17 protein-coding genes are annotated in these 16,843 nt (G+C 59.2%); all 17 read left to right on the top strand.

All coding sequences use genetic code 11. From position 1 onward, the window contains the following. Positions 1 to 2 precede the first annotated feature (2 nt). Positions 3 to 1,220 carry a glycosyltransferase family 4 protein gene (locus tag JQ507_22595; protein QRI67749.1) on the top strand — a complete coding sequence of 406 codons (1,218 nt, stop codon included), beginning with the start codon at positions 3 to 5 and terminating at the stop codon, positions 1,218 to 1,220. Between the two features lie 137 nt (positions 1,221 to 1,357). Then, the gene (locus tag JQ507_22590) at positions 1,358 to 1,996 is read left to right on the top strand and encodes a winged helix-turn-helix transcriptional regulator (protein QRI67748.1); all 639 of its coding nucleotides are present in this window, start codon (positions 1,358 to 1,360) and stop codon (positions 1,994 to 1,996) included. Next, positions 1,996 to 2,511 (top strand): transcriptional activator RfaH, encoded by a 516-nt coding sequence (locus tag JQ507_22585; protein ID QRI67747.1) that lies wholly within the window; start codon positions 1,996 to 1,998, stop codon positions 2,509 to 2,511. The genes JQ507_22590 and JQ507_22585 overlap by 1 nt, the downstream gene beginning before the upstream one ends. Before the next feature lie 113 nt (positions 2,512 to 2,624). Next, complete coding sequence (locus JQ507_22580; protein ID QRI67746.1) at positions 2,625 to 3,563, top strand: Gfo/Idh/MocA family oxidoreductase; 939 nt, start codon at positions 2,625 to 2,627, stop codon at positions 3,561 to 3,563. Continuing rightward, on the top strand, positions 3,560 to 4,153 hold the full coding sequence (locus tag JQ507_22575) for an N-acetyltransferase (GenBank protein QRI67745.1): 594 nt from the start codon (positions 3,560 to 3,562) through the stop codon (positions 4,151 to 4,153). The genes JQ507_22580 and JQ507_22575 overlap by 4 nt, the downstream gene beginning before the upstream one ends. 5 nt (positions 4,154 to 4,158) lie before the next feature. Further along, the gene (locus tag JQ507_22570) at positions 4,159 to 5,154 is read left to right on the top strand and encodes an NAD-dependent epimerase/dehydratase family protein (protein QRI67744.1); all 996 of its coding nucleotides are present in this window, start codon (positions 4,159 to 4,161) and stop codon (positions 5,152 to 5,154) included. 40 nt (positions 5,155 to 5,194) lie between these two features. Beyond that, a complete protein-coding gene (gene asnB / locus JQ507_22565) occupies positions 5,195 to 7,066 on the top strand; it encodes an asparagine synthase (glutamine-hydrolyzing) (protein QRI67743.1) in 1,872 nt (623 codons plus the stop codon). A 27-nt stretch (positions 7,067 to 7,093) separates the two neighbouring features. After that, entirely contained in the window at positions 7,094 to 7,957 is an 864-nt protein-coding gene (locus JQ507_22560) for an ABC transporter permease (protein QRI67742.1), read from the top strand. Further along, the gene (locus JQ507_22555; protein QRI67741.1) at positions 7,941 to 9,263 is read left to right on the top strand and encodes an ABC transporter ATP-binding protein; all 1,323 of its coding nucleotides are present in this window, start codon (positions 7,941 to 7,943) and stop codon (positions 9,261 to 9,263) included. The genes JQ507_22560 and JQ507_22555 overlap by 17 nt, the downstream gene beginning before the upstream one ends. Further along, positions 9,260 to 10,099: a class I SAM-dependent methyltransferase gene (locus JQ507_22550; protein QRI67740.1), complete on the top strand. Its 840-nt coding sequence runs from the start codon at positions 9,260 to 9,262 to the stop codon at positions 10,097 to 10,099. Before JQ507_22555 ends, JQ507_22550 begins: the two co-directional genes overlap by 4 nt. Then, positions 10,096 to 12,615: a GNAT family N-acetyltransferase gene (locus JQ507_22545; protein ID QRI67739.1), complete on the top strand. Its 2,520-nt coding sequence runs from the start codon at positions 10,096 to 10,098 to the stop codon at positions 12,613 to 12,615. The genes JQ507_22550 and JQ507_22545 overlap by 4 nt, the downstream gene beginning before the upstream one ends. After that, positions 12,597 to 13,286 carry a hypothetical protein gene (locus tag JQ507_22540; GenBank protein ID QRI67738.1) on the top strand — a complete coding sequence of 230 codons (690 nt, stop codon included), beginning with the start codon at positions 12,597 to 12,599 and terminating at the stop codon, positions 13,284 to 13,286. The genes JQ507_22545 and JQ507_22540 overlap by 19 nt, the downstream gene beginning before the upstream one ends. 80 nt (positions 13,287 to 13,366) lie before the next feature. Then, positions 13,367 to 13,609 (top strand): acyl carrier protein, encoded by a 243-nt coding sequence (locus JQ507_22535; GenBank protein ID QRI67737.1) that lies wholly within the window; start codon positions 13,367 to 13,369, stop codon positions 13,607 to 13,609. 11 nt (positions 13,610 to 13,620) lie between these two features. After that, complete coding sequence (locus JQ507_22530) at positions 13,621 to 14,076, top strand: hypothetical protein (GenBank protein ID QRI67736.1); 456 nt, start codon at positions 13,621 to 13,623, stop codon at positions 14,074 to 14,076. A gap of 65 nt (positions 14,077 to 14,141) precedes the next feature. Beyond that, positions 14,142 to 15,449 (top strand): long-chain fatty acid--CoA ligase, encoded by a 1,308-nt coding sequence (locus JQ507_22525; protein ID QRI67735.1) that lies wholly within the window; start codon positions 14,142 to 14,144, stop codon positions 15,447 to 15,449. A 27-nt stretch (positions 15,450 to 15,476) separates the two neighbouring features. Continuing rightward, positions 15,477 to 16,208 carry an SDR family oxidoreductase gene (locus JQ507_22520; protein ID QRI67734.1) on the top strand — a complete coding sequence of 244 codons (732 nt, stop codon included), beginning with the start codon at positions 15,477 to 15,479 and terminating at the stop codon, positions 16,206 to 16,208. Then, positions 16,205 to 16,813 (top strand): hypothetical protein, encoded by a 609-nt coding sequence (locus JQ507_22515; protein ID QRI67733.1) that lies wholly within the window; start codon positions 16,205 to 16,207, stop codon positions 16,811 to 16,813. The genes JQ507_22520 and JQ507_22515 overlap by 4 nt, the downstream gene beginning before the upstream one ends. The last annotated feature ends 30 nt before the right edge of the window (positions 16,814 to 16,843 follow it).

The raw sequence follows: 16,843 nt of genomic DNA, 5'->3' as shown, positions 1-16,843 counted from the left end.
TCATGAACATCTGGCTATTGCATCCGTTCGCCGGGGGACCGGGTCTCGGCCGTCACTATCGTCCGTTCTGGCTAGCCGATGCCTGGACGAAGATGGGGCATCGGGTGGTGGTTGTCAGCGCCGCCTTTCACCATCTGCACAGGCAGCCGCGCGTGCCGGGACCGCAGCGGATCAATGACGTCGACTTCTGGTTTCTCGACGCGCCGCGCTATCGCGATGGCAGTTTAGGGCGGCTTCGGAACAATTTGAGCTTTGGGCCGGCTGTCCGCTCGGCAGCCTCGGCAATTGCTGCGCAGTTCGGCAAGCCGGATCTGATCATTGCGTCGAGCCCGCATCTGTTCTTCATCTCGGCGGCGCAACAGGTTGCACGGCAATTCGGTGCCGGGTTCTGGCTGGAGATCCGCGACCTCTGGCCGGAGAGCATCGTGGCGCTTGGAATGACGCCGCCATGGCATCCCCTGATGAAGGTGCTGGGCTGGAAGGAGCGCGCTGCCTATCGCGCGGCAGATCGCGTGATCTGCCTGCTGGCCGGAGCTGAAGCCCATATGCGTGCGCGGGGCTTGGCGGCCGGCAAGTTCCTGTGGATCCCGAACGGGGTGTCCGACGGCGAAATACAGAGCGCGCTGACGATCGAGTGTCTCGATCATCCCCTCGTCGACCGCATCAAGGCGCTGAAGCAGCAGGGCAGGCGCGTCGTCCTGTACGCCGGCGGCATGGGCCCGCCGAATGCGGTGGAGGCCGTTCTCGACGCGGCTTCGATCCTTGGCAAAGCGAATACCGGGGTCCATTTCGTGATGATCGGCTCCGGCACCTCGCGGGACGCCCTGAAGCAGCGGGCAGCAGCGCTTGCCAATGTGGAGTTTCACGAGGAAGTCGATCGCTCGGTCGTGCACGGCATGCTGCATGCTTCCGATTGCGCCGTCGTCGCCTTCCACAAGAATGCGCTCTATCACCACGGCATCAGTCCCAACAAACTGTTCGACTACTGCCTCTTCGCGCCGCGCACCGTCATTGCTTGCGAGGAACGGGCGCTCGTTGGGCTCGAAGATCTGGTGACCGCGCGATGTGCGCCTGATGATGCCGATGCGCTTGCCGTCTCCCTGCGTGCCGCGCTGGACGGTCCGCCGCGTCCGCTCAGCGATCGCGTCGCCGTCGCGCGTCGGTACAGCTATTCGACACTGGCGGCGCGATATCTCGCCGAGTCCTCAGATCCGGCCTGAAGTGTGACTGCCGCGACACAGGCTCAAGAGGGAATTCGTTTATAATCAGATAGTTGTGGTGTTCATCGCGTGAACGAATTCGCTTGACGTTCATTGGGTGAACGCGCTATCAGCCCTCTCCAGTTGGGATAGGCGTGATGGCAGGCATTCTACCGACCGATGAGAATGACAGCGACCGGCTGGTGCTCGGACTACTCACCTCGCTCGAGGCGGATGGTGCGCAGTCGCAGCGGCGGATCGCAGCCGACCTGGGCGTCGCGCTCGGTCTGGTCAACGCCTACCTGAAGCGGGCGATCAAGAAAGGTTTCGTCAAGGTCGGGCAGGCTCCCGCGCGGCGATATGCGTACTATCTCACACCGCAGGGCTTCTCCGAGAAATCGCGGCTGACCGTTCAATTCCTGTCCGACTCCTTTTCGCTGTTTCGCAAGGCGAAGGAGGAGTATGGCAAGCTGTTTGAACGTGCGCAGGCGCGGGGCTTCAAGCGGGTCGTGCTCGCCGGGCAATCGGACCTTTGCGAAATTGCGATCCTGTGTGCGGTCGACGGACCAATCTCGGTCCTTGCGATCGTCGATCCCGATGCAACCGCCGCCAGGTTCATTGGCGTCAAGGTGGTTTCCTCCTACGCGTTGGTCGAGGAGCCGTTTGATGCTGTCGTCGTCACCCATCTGACGGCGGCGCGAAGCGTATTCGACCAGGCGGTCAGCAATTTCGGCGCAGAGAAGGTGCTCGCGCCGGACCTGTTGGGCTTGCGTCCCAAGCAGCCGCAGGGAGCGTGATGGCAATGGAGCCCGGTTCGCGCTGGTACGTCGTCCAGACACAGGTTAACGCCGAAGCAAAAGCGGTCGCCAACCTCGGGCGGCAAGGGTTCTCCACGTATTTTCCCCGTTACCTGAAGCGCCGCAGTCATGCCAGAAAGGTGGAGACTGTGCCGCGGCCGTTGTTTCCGCGCTATGTCTTTGTCGGGATCGATGTTGCGTCCCAGCGCTGGCGCGCCATTCAATCGACGCTCGGCGTGTCGCATCTTGTGTGTGTGGGAGATCGGCCGGCCGCGGTGGAGCCTCGCGTCATCGATGCCTTGAAGGCGCGCGAGGACGAGGCCGGCTTCATCACGCTTGCGCGCAGGCCGGCTTTCTCGCCGGGTGACACGGTGCGAATTGTCGAGGGGGCGTTCGTTGACAGCCTTGCGCTCGTCGAAGACGTCAGCGATCACCATCGTGTTGCAGTTCTGTTGAATTTGCTTGGCCGCAAGGTTCGCGTTCTGGTCGGGGCGGATCTGATCGCCGCGGCATAAGTGCGTCTGCTCTCGGCAGGCGCGATCGAGATGTTGGGCTTGGGTGTGACGTTCGATTCACCCCGAGTGCGGTAGCTTGCCTGAAGCAGGCGGAAAGTTCGAAAGAGGGGCTCATGACGACTTACGCATTGATCGGCGCTGCCGGCTACATCGCTCCGCGGCACATGCGCGCGATGGCCGAGACCGGTGGCAAATTGGCGGTGTCGTATGATCCGAACGACTCCGTGGGCATCATGGACAGCCACTTTCCCGACGCCGAATTCTTCACCCAGTTCGAACTGTTCGATCGTTACGTCGATCAGCTGCGCAGAGGCGGCACGAAGATCGACTATATGTCGATCTGCTCGCCGAACTATCTGCACGACGCCCATTGCCGGTTTGCGCTGCGGTCGGGCGTGGACGCCATCTGCGAAAAGCCGCTGGTCCTCAATCCCGGCGACATCGACGAACTCGCGGCGATCGAGCGGGATACCGGCCGCCGCATCTCGACCATTCTGCAACTGCGTCTGCATCCGGCGATCATCGCGCTGCGCGATCGCTTCGCGAATTCGAAGAAGCGCCACAAGGTCGAGTTGACCTACATCACCTCTCGCGGGCGCTGGTATCACACCTCCTGGAAGGGCGCGGACGCAAAGTCCGGCGGCGTGGCCACCAATATAGGGGTGCACTTCTTCGACATGCTGAGCTTCGTGTTCGGCCCCGCCAGCCGCAACGAGGCGCACCTGCGCGAGGCGGAGCGGGCGGCCGGCTCCCTGGAGTGCGAGCGGGCGGATGTGAGCTGGTTCCTGTCGCTGGATCGCAACGATCTGCCCGACAGCGTGAAGGGCAAGAAGACGACCTACCGCTCGATCACCGTCGACGGCGAGGAGGTCGAATTCTCGGAAGGATTCACTGATCTCCATACGCGCAGCTATGAAGAGATCGTCGCCGGCCGCGGCTTCAGGCTGGACGAAGTCCGCCCCTCGATCGATATCGTCTCCACGTTCCGCAATGCGCCGATCGTCCGAAGCAACGGCGTTCACGCCTTTGCCCAGAAGGCGATGCACAGATGAGCGAGATGCGCGAGGATCCGCGCTTCCCTGGTGTCCTGATTCATCAATCCAGCTACGTCGACGACGGGGCAGTGGTTGGACGCGGCACCAAGATCTGGCACTTCTGCCATATTCTGCCGCGCACGGTGATCGGTGAGAACTGCTCGATCGGCCAGAATGTGATGATCGGTCCGAACGTTCGGATCGGAAACGGTTGCAAGATCCAGAACAACGTCTCGATCTATGACGGCGTCGAACTCGCCGATGACGTGTTCTGCGGTCCGAGTTGCGTTTTCACCAACGTCAACAATCCGCGCGCCGGCGTGTCGCGGAAGGACGAGTTTCGCAGGACGCCGATCGGACGCGGCGCCAGCATCGGCGCCAATGCGACCATCGTCTGCGGACATTCGCTGGGCGAGTACTGCTTCATCGGAGCCGGTACCGTCGTTACCAAGGACGTTGCTGCGTTTTCGTTGATGGCGGGCAATCCGGCGCGACGAATTGGTTGGATGAGCAGGGCAGGCGAGCGGCTGGGCAGCGACCTGGTGTGCCCGCGTACTCATCGTCGTCATGAGCTTCGCAATGAAGCGCTGGTGGAAATCGAGGATTGAAGAAAATGGACATTCGCGGAAAGAAAGTTGTCGTGATCGGCGGCGCCGGGCTGATCGGGTCGCATGCGGTCGATCAACTGACGCAGACCGATGTCGGCGAGATCGTGATCTACGACAACTTCGTGCGCGGCACGCATGAAAACCTGGCCGGCGCGCTGCGCGACCCTCGTGTCAAGATTTTCGAGGCCGGCGGCGACATCACGCAGGTCGACATTCTCGATGCGGCCCTGAAGGGGGCCGACGGCGTTTTCCAGTTCGCCGCGCTGTGGTTGCTGCAGTGTCACGAATATCCGCGCACGGCTTTCGACGTCAATGTCAACGGCATGTTCAACGTCCTGGATGGCTGCGTGCGCAACGGCGTCAAGCGGCTGGTCTGGTCGTCCTCGGCGTCGGTGTACGGCGATGCCGTCGAGGAGCCGATGACGGAGGACCATCCGTTCAACAACAAGAACTTCTATGGCGCGACCAAGATCTGTGGCGAGGCGATGGCCCGTGCCTACCACTTCCGCTACGGCCTCGACTATGTCGGGCTTCGCTACATGAACGTGTACGGTCCGCGTCAGGACTATCGTGGCGCCTACATCGCGGTCATCATGAAGATGCTCGATGCCATCGACAAGGGAGAAGGACCGACGATTCTCGGCGACGGATCGGAAGCCTTCGATTTCGTCGCGGTGGAAGATTGCGCGCGAGCCAATCTCTGCGCCATGGGCGCGAGTGCGACGGACCGCTTCTACAATGTCGGCACCGGACAGCGGACCTCGCTGAAGCAGATCGCCGAGAAGCTCCTCAATCTCACCGGCTCCAACCAGCCGATCAACTATGCGCCGCGGAGCCAGGCCACGCTTGTGCGCAATCGCATCGGATCGCCGAAGCGGGCACAGGAAGAAATCGGCTTCACCGCCGCGATCGACCTCGATGACGGGTTGCGGCGGCTGATCGAGTGGCGCAAGAGCCATATCGATCAGGTCGATCAGCGGCGCGCCAAGGCCCAGATCTGAGCGCGCGTACGAGATCATTGAATAGATCGGCCAGGACAACATGTGCGGCATAGCCGGAATTCTGCACCGCGACGGGCGACCCGCTTCGATCACCGCGTTGACGGCAATGACCGATATCATTGCCCATCGCGGGCCGGACGGCGAAGGCCACTACTGCAACGGTCCCGTTGGCCTCGGTCATCGTCGGCTGTCCATCATCGATCTGACCGACGCCGCGCGGCAGCCGATGGAGACGCGCGACGGCCGATTTGTGCTGACCTACAACGGCGAAATCTACAACTTCAAGGAGTTGAAGATCGAGCTTTCCGCCAAGGGGCACGTCTTCAATTCGTCAGGTGACAGCGAAGTGCTGCTGCATGCCTTCGCCGAGTGGGGCATTGGTGCGCTGCTCAAGTTCAACGGCATGTTCGCTTTTGCGATCTGGGACAATCAAGAGCGGAAGCTCACATTGGCTCGCGACCGCTTTGGCGTGAAGCCGCTCTACTATGCGGAGCTCGGTCAGACCTTTGTGTTCGCGTCCGAGCATAAGGCCTTTCGGGCATTTCCCGAGTACAAGGCACGCGTCGATATCAGGGGCCTCTCGGAATATCTCAGCTTTCAGAACTTCTTCGCGGAGCGGACGCTGTTTGCCGGCGTGAAGTTGCTGCCGGCCGGTTGCTATCTGCAAATTTCGCAGGGAGGCAAGATTGGCGAGCCGGTGCAGTACTGGGATTTCCATTTCGAGGAACCCGAGTACGCAGTCGATGAGAACGAGGCGCTCGACGAGCTCGATCGCCTGTTCAGGCAGGCGGTCAACCGGCAACTCGTGAGCGACGTTGAGGTCGGGTGCTATCTCTCCGGCGGCATGGATTCCGGCTCCATTACCGCGCTGGCATCGAGTCAGCTGCCGTTCATGAGGACGTTTACGGTCGGCTTTGATCTCAACTCGGCCTCAGGCGTCGAGCTCGGCTATGACGAGCGGACGAAGGCCGAGTACATGTCCTATCTGTTCAAGACCGAACACTACGAAATGGTCCTGAAGGCGGGAGACATGGAGCGTGCACTGCCCCGGCTTGCCTGGCATCTGGAAGAGCCGCGCGTCGGGCAGTCCTACCCCAACTTCTACGCGGCGAAGCTCGCATCCAAATTCGGCAAGGTGGTGCTGACCGGGACCGGGGGAGACGAGCTCTTCGCTGGATATCCCTGGCGCTACTATCGCGCCGTCGTGAACGATGATTTCGATCACTACATCGAAAAATATTTTGGTTTCTGGCAGCGCATGGTTCCGAGTGGAACGATGCCGAGCCTGCTCGGACCGGTATGGGATGAGGCTAAGCAGACCTCGCCGATTGATATCTTCAGGGGGGTGTTCAAGGAGCACGCTTCGGAGCTGCGGCGGCCCGAGGATTACGTCAATCATTCGCTCTACTTCGAGGCCAAGACGTTCTTGAACGGGCTGCTTGTCGTCGAGGACAAGCTGGCGATGGCGCATGGGCTCGAGAGCAGGGTGCCGTTCCTCGACAATGATCTGGTCGATTTCGCGATGAAGCTGCCCGCCAAGATGAAGCTCGGCAATCTGACCGAGGTTGTCAGCCTCAACGAAAACGAGCCCGGCGGAAAGGCGCAGCGCTATTACGAGCGCACCAAGGACGGCAAGCTGATTCTGCGCAAGATGATGAGCCGGCACATTCCCGACGAAGTGGCGGAGCGCGAGAAGCAGGGCTTTTCCGCGCCGGATGCCAGCTGGTTCAAGGGTGAGAGCATCGAGTATGTCAAACGCAGGCTCTTCAGCAACACTGCCCGCATCTACGATCTGGTGGACCGGAAGACCGTCCGTTCACTGGTCGATGAACATCTGGAAGGCCGACAAAACAGGCGGCTGCTGATCTGGTCCCTGCTCAACCTCGAGCAGATCATGGAAAGCTGCTTTTAGGTGCGGATGAATGGGGGCGCGTTGAAGATGAATGGTCTCTTCCCGGCGGCAAGATGGGTGCGGGTCGGCCTGTCGCCGTACCGTAACTCACAGGCCCTGTGGACCACAGTCAAACAGATCCGGCGATATCCCGATCTCTTGCGCGAGATGGTCGATCGTGACCTGAGCGCCGCGCATGCGCGGCACGGGTTCGGCGCCTTGTGGGTTTTCATCCACCCGCTGGTCGTCGTCGGAACATACCTGCTCATCTTCGGCTTCGTGCTGGGCAGCAAGCTGTCGATCACCGCGGATTTCCCCGGCGACTACTCCGCCTACATCCTCGCAAGCCTGGTGCCGTGGCTGATCTTGCAGGCGGCGCTGGTGCGCGGGCCGGGCGCGTTGATCGGGAGCGCAAGTCTCGTCAAGCAGGTCGTGTTTCCTATCGAGCTGCTCCCGATCGCGGCGACCATTGCTGCGACGATCCCGCATCTGCCGGCCCTCGGGCTCGTCATTGTCTACAAGGCTTATGTGGGGGGTCTCAGCTGGATGCTGCTGTTGCTGCCGGTCGTGTTTACCATCCATGCGATTCTGGCGATCGGATTGAGCTTCGCCCTGTCCGCTATCACTCCGTTCTTCCGCGATATGCGCGAGATCGTTACGGTCTTCACGTCGATTGCGATGTATCTGATGCCGACGGTGTACCTGCCCGATTGGATGCCGCGTGCACTCCGTCCGTTGATCTATTCGAATCCCTTCAGTTACGTCGTCTGGGTCTACCAGGACGTTCTCTTCTTCGGTTCGTTCAGGCATCCGTACGCCTGGGCGGTGACCATCGTGTTCGCGCTGTTCAGTCTGGGGCTCGGATACCGCATCTTTGAAAAGCTGAAACCGTACTATGGCAATGCTCTCTGACGATCGAAACGACGGCGGACTGGTCCCGCTTGCCGGTTCATTGGAGCCGCAGTGCGCCATTCGCGTCACTGACCTGGGAAAAGCCTATCGGCTCTATCCGCAGCCGTTGGATTTCGTGAAGGAGATCCTCACCGGAAAGCCCCGACACCACGAGCATTGGGCAATCCAGAATGTTTCCTTTGAAGTGCTGCGCGGACGCGTGGTCGGCATCATCGGGCCGAACGGCGCGGGAAAGAGTACCCTCCTGAAGATCATCGCCGGACTGCTGGATGCCACAACCGGGCGTGTTGAAGTGGCTGGAAAGCTGTCTGCGATTCTGGAATTGGGCACCGGCTTTCATCCGGACGTGTCGGGGCGCGACAACATCGTCCTGGGCGGCATGTGCCTCGGCATGTCGCGAGCTGAGATCGAAGCGAAGGTTCCCTGGATCATCGATTTCAGCGAACTTGAAGACGTGATCGACCAGCCATTCCGGACCTACTCCAGCGGCATGCAGGCGCGGCTCACCTTTGCCACGGCGATCAGCGTCGATCCCGAACTCTTTATCGTTGATGAGGCTCTCGCAGCCGGTGACACCGCATTCGTCAACAAGTGCATGAAGCGCGTTCGTCATATTTGCGAAAGCGGCGCAACCGTCCTGTTCGTTTCGCATTCGAGCGGGCTGATCAGCGAACTGTGCGACGAGGCGATCTGGATCGACAAGGGACGGGTGCTGATGCATGGCAATGCCCAGCGCGTCAGCAAGGCGTATGAGCAGAGTGTCTGGGATATCGAGGAAGCGCGCAATCTCAGGGAGACCAAGAAGCTCAGCCAGTCGGTTGAGAACACGGCTGAAACCGGTAAATATCAGCTTGGCGGCGATACGCTGCAGATCACTGCCGTCGAGGTGCTTGACGTCGACGGCAAGCCGATCGGCGTCGTCAAAAACGGGCAGCCGCTTCGAATCCGGGTGTCGTGGTCGGGCGTCTCTGAGCACAAGCAGATTTACGCAAGCCTGCGGATCGATACCGCGCGGCTCCAGGCGGTCGCCGGAATTGAGGGGTACGACGGTGGCCTGTTTCTCGATGGAGAGAATGGTCTGCCGGAACGCGGAAGCGTGATCTACGAGGTGCCCGAGCTCGCTCTTGGCGAAGGGCAGTATTACATTTCAGCCTCTCTGTGCCATCACATGCTGCCGAAGGGGGCGGAAGCCATTTTGCACTATGTGGAGAAGGCGGCTCAGTTCTCGGTGGCGCGGAACTCGTTGTGGCACTTCAGCTACCTCTATGATCCGAAGTTTACCTGCCGGATAGAAGGCGACCTATGATCGAAGACGGATGGCGGGAGAGACTGGAAGCCTTCTTCGAGCTCAGGGCCAGTTCGATCACGGAGCGGCCGACCCTCGAAGATCTCTGCTATATTGCCGGCCGCAATCCGCGGCTGTGGGCTGACGAGCGCCTTCTCGACGACCTCAGATTCGACATGCTCGCCCTAATGAAGGTCGGCCAAAGCTCATCGATTCTTGAAGTCGGCTGTGCAGCCGGTTTTTTAGCGAAGGTCGTCGCTCCCAGTGTCAGTGAATATACGGGAGTTGATCTCGCCGACGCTCCGCTTGCGGTTGCAAAGCGGCTTGGACTGACAAATGCGAATTTCGAGAGAGCCCGCGGCGAAAGCCTCCAGTTCCCTGATCGGCGGTTCGATGCTGCGTTTTGTTATGACGTGTTCTCGAATTTCCCGTCGTTTGCGGTAGGGGAGCCCATCATTGCGGAAATGTTACGTGTGGTGAAGCCGCAAGGCCGCGTGCTGGTCGGATCCATTCCAGATCGCGAGAAGGCGGAAGAACTACAGGCCGTGGCGAACAATCTCACGACGAAATTCGAGCAGGAGTTTGGACCTGAAGCGGAGCGGGCGCCACTGGGAACAATTCGGAAATCCGAGCAAAGACCGGGCCCTGGAGCGAAGATCGCTAGATTGCTGGGATTGAGGAAGTTGTCGGCGCCGATTTCGCTCGAGATCAAGCCCGAGATCATCTCCTACTATTTCGATCGTAAGGATTTTGTGGAGCTTGGACGTCGCCTCGGCGTCGAAACTAGAATTGTCGATATCCATCCGCTGAATCCCTATTACGGCACGCGCTTCAATGCAGTGTTTGAATCGCGATGAAAGTCGTCCGATTTCGCAAAATCGATCGTAGCGCTTGGGACCGTCTGGCGCTGCAATCGCCGCAGGCCTGGCTCACACATCGGTCTTCCTGGGTCGAGATCGAGGAACGGTTCTTCGTGTCTGCGAACCTGTCGTTCGCTTTAGAAGAGAATTCGCAACTCGTCGGCATCCAGCCGTTGTTTATCAGTGAAGGCGCCGGAACGGCGCTTGGCGAGCGATTGCTACACTCGGGAATTCATCGCCATACTGGCCTTGCGCTCGACGCCGATATCGACGCTGGCGTAGCGAAGGCCGCGCGTCAGGCCGCGATGCACGAGATACTCGCTATCGCCGATCTATATGACGTCGATCGCATTCAGTTGAACTGCCACAATCTTGCGCCGGCAAATCGGCCTTCCGGAAGGGAGGCAGTGCCGTTCTGGGTCAGCGATTTCGGTTTTCAGCTTGGCATTGCGTTCGGACCGTCGGGAATGTTGCCTTGCCCCGGTTCCTCGACCCTGAATGCTGATCAATTGGTCGATCTTGCTCCGGCCGTTGAACAGTTGTTCGCGAGATTGGATAACACTTGCCGCACCGCGGTGCGGAAAGCGGAGAAATCAGGTCTGCAATTCGAGATATCGAGCGATGTCTCACATCTCGAAGCCTACATCAATATCGCGCGCGCATCGGCCACAAGAACCGGCGAAAGCCTGCCACCACTCGAATATTATAGAAGTATCTTCAGGTCATTTGCTGCCACGGCCGGCGTTCACGTCGCATTTGTCAGGCACGATATGAACGCAATTGCAGGCCTCATCTTGTTGGCTGACAAGAATGCGGTCAGTTTTCTCGCCGGCGTTTCCCTGCCCGACGCGATGAAGCTGAGGCCCAACGACTTCCTGCACTGGAACGCGATAAAGTGGGCCAAGCATTCGGGATTCGAAGTATACCGGTTTGGACCCTGGTTTCCTGAGGTGCCGCGCGACTGGCCGATCTCCAAGGTCTCTCTGTTCAAGACCAAATTCGGATCGAGAAGCCTGCCAATCATCCAGGGTAGCTTGTTCCGCCGGCCAGAACTCTACACGTCGAACCTTCCGAATCCGCTGAACGAGGTTGGGAGGATGCCGGCGCGACCGACTGTTTCCGGACCAGCGGGTTCTTCGTTGATAGCTCACCATCTCCAGATGTTCGGATTCGAGAGGGTCTCGTCGATGCAGGATGGCGAGCCCGTGGTGCTTCACCGGCCGAGCCTTGCCGATGTGCCTTTGGCGAACGGCGTTCTTGAGCGGGGCGGCTGCGTGATCGCTGTTCTTCCCAGCGTGCCATTTGGAAAAGCGTTCGGTGTCGAAACGGAAGCAAGAACAGTTGTCTCACCTGAGGTGTTCCACGCGAGATTTGCGGGTCAAAAACCGTGGTCGCGGCTGCGAACGTTGCATTCTCATATGCTCCTCAGGGCTGAAGGTGATGTGACGACTATCGTCACGAACCACCGGCAGGAAGCGGTCTGGCTTCAGAGGCAGGCAGGGAATGGCGGTTCGATCATTTTCATCGGAACGGATATCGCTTCCGATCTCGTTCGCTATCGGCAAGGCGATCCCGCGGCCGCGAACAATCGGCCCACGAAGACCATGTGGGGTATTGCCGGCGAGCGGCCGAACTATCTTTTCGAAGGCCAGCTTGCAGGGGAAAGCTTGCGTGAGCGACCCGCCGACTGGTGGTGCGAGGCGCTAGCCGACGCATTAGCGCGCCTGTGCGGGGTGAACAGATTGCCGATGCTGCCGAACGGGGCGGCGGGTGCCATCATCGTGACCGGAGATGATGACCAGGCGGCGCTGAGCCGTTATGCGCAGCAGCGGGAGGCGCTCGGATCGACGCCGATCACCTACTATCTTCACCCCCTCACAAAGCACACCGCGAGCACGCTCAAGCAACTTGGATCAGGCAGGAGGCTCGAGCTGGGTCTTCATCCCGATGCGCTTGAGCAGCCCAACCGGTACGCCGATCTTTTCACCGAACAGGCGAAATGGTTTGAGCAGTTGGCCGGAGAGAGCGCGCGGACCGTACGAAATCATGGCTTTCTGAATGATGGCTATTGGGGGCATGCGACGGCCTGGAATGCTCGCGGCGTGAAGGGCAGTTCGAATTTGCCGGGGCTCGACGGCTGCATCATCAATGGTTCGCTGTTGCCCGCCAAGCTCCTGCTGGACAACAAGCTGACTGAACATTGGAGCATCCTGACTGCGATCGGTGACGGGATCGTATTTGTGCATGGTTGGGATGATCGTCAATCGGCCAACTGTATCCTTGATCTGGCTGATCGGATTCGCAACGATGGCGTTCCCGGAGTGATCGTTGTCAATCTGCATCCCGAGAATATCGATAAGACTCGGGGGATGCACCGGGCAGTCCGCAAAGTTGTCGAGGACGGCTTTGTTCCGTGGACGATGAGCGAATGTTTTGAGTGGTTCGAACGCCGACAGCAACCGGCACTTGAGCTGCGAAAACGACCATCCTTTCAATGGTGGAGAAAAATTTGAGTACAGCTCGTCGGCGTTTGGTTGTGCTTGGGGGGCCCGGAGATGGGCTTGTCGTTGCAGAAGCCATTCACCAGGCTGCTGCGGCAGGGCAGGCGATTGAGCTCGTCGGCTTCCTTAATGATGCGCTGCCATCAGGCTCGGTTTTGCAGAATGTCCCGGTCCTTGGACGTTTCGAAGACTGGCGGCTACTCGATTCCGATATGCTGTTCTGCCCGGCGGTTCAAAAGGTGAAAGACATGCCGGCGCGGGTCGATAGGATCGAAAGCCTTGGAATTCCGGATGAGCGCTGGGGAACCATCATTCATCCGCGAGCTGTGGTGGCATCTGACGTTGAAGTCGGTGTGGGCGCCTTCGTGGCCTCCTGCGTCACGGTTCAACCCGGATCCCGGATAGGTCGATTTGCCAGCGTCCGCGCCGGAGCAGTTCTCGGGCACCACAGCGTTGTCGACGATCACGGCTATGTTGGACCGAATGCAACGATGTGCGGCCGAACTGTCGTGTCGTATGGCGCTCATCTCGGCCCCGGGGCCGTTCTGCTCGACAGCCGCACTCTCGGACCATTCTCCGTCGCGGGAATTTCGGCGGCGGTTACCAAGGACGTGCCCGAGTATTGGGTTGTGTTCGGAAATCCTGCCGTCCGGGTTGGTACGGTTCCAAAACGTCAGAGATAAAGAGTTACCCGACCAGCGGCATGTTGGAATCAAGGAAACATGGCCGCTCTCGCTGATCATCTCGTATCGAGGGAGGATGTATGACGGACGTTCGCGCCAAGATAGTTGAAATCATCAACGGAATAACGCGGCCTGCAAAGATCGGAAATTCCGATCCCGAGAAGTCGTTGCTTGCCGAGGGGCTCCTGGACTCTCTCGATTTTGCGAGCGTGCTGATGGCCATTGAGGACGAGTTCGACCTCGTTCTGCAGGATGCCGACGTGGAGGACTTGAATTCAATCAACAAGCTGGTCCAATTCGTTTCGGTCCATGCGACGGCGTAGGTAGGTTGGTTGTGTCGCGACCGCCACAACTTATTCTCGTCACCGATGACACTGCAGGCAGAGCCCTGACGATCGATGATATCGTCGTCGGCGACGCGGTCGAGCAGCAGTTTGCATTCGATCGTCCAGCGCGCGACGCCTTTGCGATCGTTGCAAACGATCGTGCGCCTGTTCACGACGACGAACGGTTTGCCCACAGCAAGGGATTCGGCGGTCCAATCATTCAGGGGTTCTGCGTTGCGTCGCGCTTCTCTCGGCTGATTGGAATGTACTTGCCGGGAGAGCACGCAATTCTGCAAGGCGTCAATCTTACTTTCCGGCAACCTACGTATGAAGGGCAAGCCGTTCGTTTCCGAGTGTGCGTAACGCGAGTCCTTCGACCCATGCGGGTCATCAAGTTGAGTCTTCTGACGACATCAGATAGCGGCGACCATCTGGAGGGCGAGGCGCAATGTCTGATACGGTAGCGGGGAACGCATCGTCTGTCGCATGTCTCCTGGAGCGCCTGGAGGGTCGACGAGACGCTCCGGCATTGGCGATTGGCAAGGCGGAAATATCGACCGGTCAGTTGCTCACGGCAATGGCCGCTTGGGAAGCGGATCTCTTGGCGGCTGGTATCGCGCCCGGCGATATCTGCGCTTTCGAGGGGGAATATGGCGTCGAATCGATAAGCCTGATCCTGGCGTTGCTGAAGCTCAAGACCGTTCTCGTTCCCTTCAGCCTCGGTGTCCGCGAGGAGCGTGGACGATTGTCCTCGCTTGCCAGAGTGAAGTGGTTCATCGATCCGCTCGCAAGAGGAATCGCGCGAGAGGGCGAGTTGGAGGGCCGCGATCACCCGCTGATCGAGGAACTCAGGACACGGGAGCATCCAGGTCTTATCGTATTTACCTCTGGATCGTCCGGCACCCCCAAGGCGATCCTTCACGACGTCGAACGTGTCGCCTCGAAGTTTCTAAAGCCTCGCAAGTCGTGGCGCATGCTGTTGATGCTGCTGATCGATCATTTCGGCGGAATAAACACGCTTCTTGCCTGTCTGTTTGACGGTGGCGTGGGGATATGCGTTGACAACAGATCTCCAGAAGCAGTGTGCCGGGCAGTATCGGATGGGCGGGCCGAATTGCTGCCGACGACGCCAACGTTCCTCGGCGTGCTGATCGGCTCGGGTCTTTGGAGAAAGTATGATCTCTCGTCAATTCGTTTGATCACATTCGGCGCCGAGCCCATGCCACCCGCAACGCTTCGGCGAGTGAGAGAGGTCTTTCCAAATGCGGCTCTCAAACAGACTTATGGCTTGTCCGAGCTCGGGGTCCTCCGGTCCTCGTCACCTGATCCTGAATCTCTATGGATAAGGATTGGAGGGGACGGGTTTGAGACGCGCGTGATCGATGGTGAACTCCACGTTCGATCGGCGTCATCCATGCTCGGGTACTTGAACGCGCCGAGTCCGGTGAACTCCGATGGCTGGATGAGCACTGGCGATCTTGTCGAGGAAAACGACCGCGGATTGGTGCGCTTTGTCGGGCGCAAAACCGAAGTTATCAATGTTGGTGGGCAAAAGGTCTTCCCACTCGAAGTCGAGGATGTGATCCTCGAGCTGGACGACGTTGTAGAGGTAGCCGTTCATGGAGTGCCTCACACTCTGCTCGGCAATGCAGTCGTTGCGCGCGTTGCACTTCAGCGACCGGAAGGTACGGGCGAGGCAATTCAGAGAATTCGCGATCACTGCCGAAGCCGTCTGCAAAAATACAAGGTCCCGATCCGGTTTGAGATTGTAGACCACGCTTCGCTGACGACGATGCGGTCGAAAAAGGCCCGGAACCGCCCGATGCCGGAGAACTGATTTTGTGTGGCGCACGAGAGTTTCCAGATGAATGACAAGCACAGCATTTTGGTAAGTGGCGGAAGTCGCGGCCTCGGCTTGGCGCTCGTGAAGGCCTTCCTGGCAGATGGGCATCGGGTTGCATCTTTCAGCCGCCGGCAATCAGGCGAGGTTGCTGGGCTCCTCAACGACTATCCGGATCAGTTTGTCTTCTCTGAGTGCGATATTACGGAGACCGATCGGTTCAAGGAGCTTATTCGGAACTTTGAAAAGCGCATCGGACGGCTTTCAGGCCTGGTCAACAACGCAGGGATCGTGGCGGAGGAAATTCTGGCGCGGCAGGATGTCGGCGACATCGAAAAATTGCTGGCGGTCAATCTCGCGGGACCGTTGCACCTTACTCGCGCCGCGATTCGCGGCATGATGATCAATGGCGCCGGTGTAGTCGTGAACATAAGTTCGATCGTCAGTGTTAGTGGATACAAGGGAACGGTCGCATATTCTGCTACTAAAGGTGGAATCAATGCGATGACGCGCGCCCTGGCCAGAGAGCTTGGCGGCCGGGGAATACGGGTAAATACCGTGGCGCCCGGCTATATGGAAACGGATCTCGTTGCCGACATGGATCCCTCGAAATTGAAGCAGATCGTGAGGCGAACTCCGCTGGGCAGAGCAGGGACAGTTGACGATGTTGTCGGGATCGTTCGCTTCTTGATGAGCGAAGAGGCCCGGTTCATCACTGGGCAGACAATCGTCGTCGACGGCGGCTTGACGGCTTGAGCGAGATGCAGACGCTTCTCTTTGAACCAGCCGCCGCATTTCGGGGACCGCGCGACTATGTGCACTCCACCGATATCTATGAAGAAATCATGGCCGGAGCCCGATATCACGGTGTCGCGCTCGATTGTGGCCTCGACCTGAAGATTCTTAATAGGATTTGCTATCGTCCCGTCTATTCCTTCGTAAGGGACGGAGACGTTGATACGGCTGACGCTGCGGCCATTGCCTTACTCCCAGGGTCTCCCTGGCAGGTGAAGATCATTGAAACGACGGAGCCGGTTGTCGCGCGGAAGAGCTATGACGAGCAGAAGATCTTCAACGCGTCCAGGATTGCTGGAAACCGGATATCACTCGTGGAACCGGTTGGGATGAGGCCTGTCGAGATTGCTACGGCTCTCTCGGTGAAGTTTCACAAATTTGGCTTCCCGCCGGATCCCGGCACGCGCTGGCTCCTGGCGCGGCTCGAGTTGTCTCGACTGTTTCGAGACGAGGATTCTGTTGGTCTTGCGATCGAGCTTGAACGCAGAGTCGGCAAGAAGATGACCCGATCCCGTATCGTCTCGGCAGACGGCGTAATCGGAGCCCTAACGTTTATCCTGGCATAGTGGATGAAATTGCGTATCGACGCAATTCTC

The organism is Bradyrhizobium sp. PSBB068, from assembly GCA_016839165.1.
GTDB lineage: Bacteria > Pseudomonadota > Alphaproteobacteria > Rhizobiales > Xanthobacteraceae > Bradyrhizobium.
The sequence above is the reverse complement of the archived record's forward strand: the minus strand, read 5'-3'. Positions and strand labels throughout refer to the sequence as shown.

Bases quoted from the DNA above. Each gene is read 5' to 3' on its own strand.
- JQ507_22585 (QRI67747.1), top strand. From the start codon at position 1,996: ATGGCAATGGAGCCCGGTTCGCGCTGGTACGTCGTCCAGACACAGGTT.
- JQ507_22540 (QRI67738.1), top strand. From the start codon at position 12,597: ATGGTGGAGAAAAATTTGAGTACAGCTCGTCGGCGTTTGGTTGTGCTT.
- JQ507_22590 (QRI67748.1), top strand. From the start codon at position 1,358: ATGGCAGGCATTCTACCGACCGATGAGAATGACAGCGACCGGCTGGTG.
- JQ507_22520 (QRI67734.1), top strand. From the start codon at position 15,477: ATGAATGACAAGCACAGCATTTTGGTAAGTGGCGGAAGTCGCGGCCTC.
- asnB (QRI67743.1), top strand. From the start codon at position 5,195: ATGTGCGGCATAGCCGGAATTCTGCACCGCGACGGGCGACCCGCTTCG.
- JQ507_22535 (QRI67737.1), top strand. From the start codon at position 13,367: ATGACGGACGTTCGCGCCAAGATAGTTGAAATCATCAACGGAATAACG.
- JQ507_22550 (QRI67740.1), top strand. From the start codon at position 9,260: ATGATCGAAGACGGATGGCGGGAGAGACTGGAAGCCTTCTTCGAGCTC.
- JQ507_22575 (QRI67745.1), top strand. From the start codon at position 3,560: ATGAGCGAGATGCGCGAGGATCCGCGCTTCCCTGGTGTCCTGATTCAT.
- JQ507_22595 (QRI67749.1), top strand. From the start codon at position 3: ATGAACATCTGGCTATTGCATCCGTTCGCCGGGGGACCGGGTCTCGGC.
- JQ507_22545 (QRI67739.1), top strand. From the start codon at position 10,096: ATGAAAGTCGTCCGATTTCGCAAAATCGATCGTAGCGCTTGGGACCGT.
- JQ507_22555 (QRI67741.1), top strand. From the start codon at position 7,941: ATGGCAATGCTCTCTGACGATCGAAACGACGGCGGACTGGTCCCGCTT.
- JQ507_22570 (QRI67744.1), top strand. From the start codon at position 4,159: ATGGACATTCGCGGAAAGAAAGTTGTCGTGATCGGCGGCGCCGGGCTG.
- JQ507_22560 (QRI67742.1), top strand. From the start codon at position 7,094: ATGAATGGTCTCTTCCCGGCGGCAAGATGGGTGCGGGTCGGCCTGTCG.
- JQ507_22580 (QRI67746.1), top strand. From the start codon at position 2,625: ATGACGACTTACGCATTGATCGGCGCTGCCGGCTACATCGCTCCGCGG.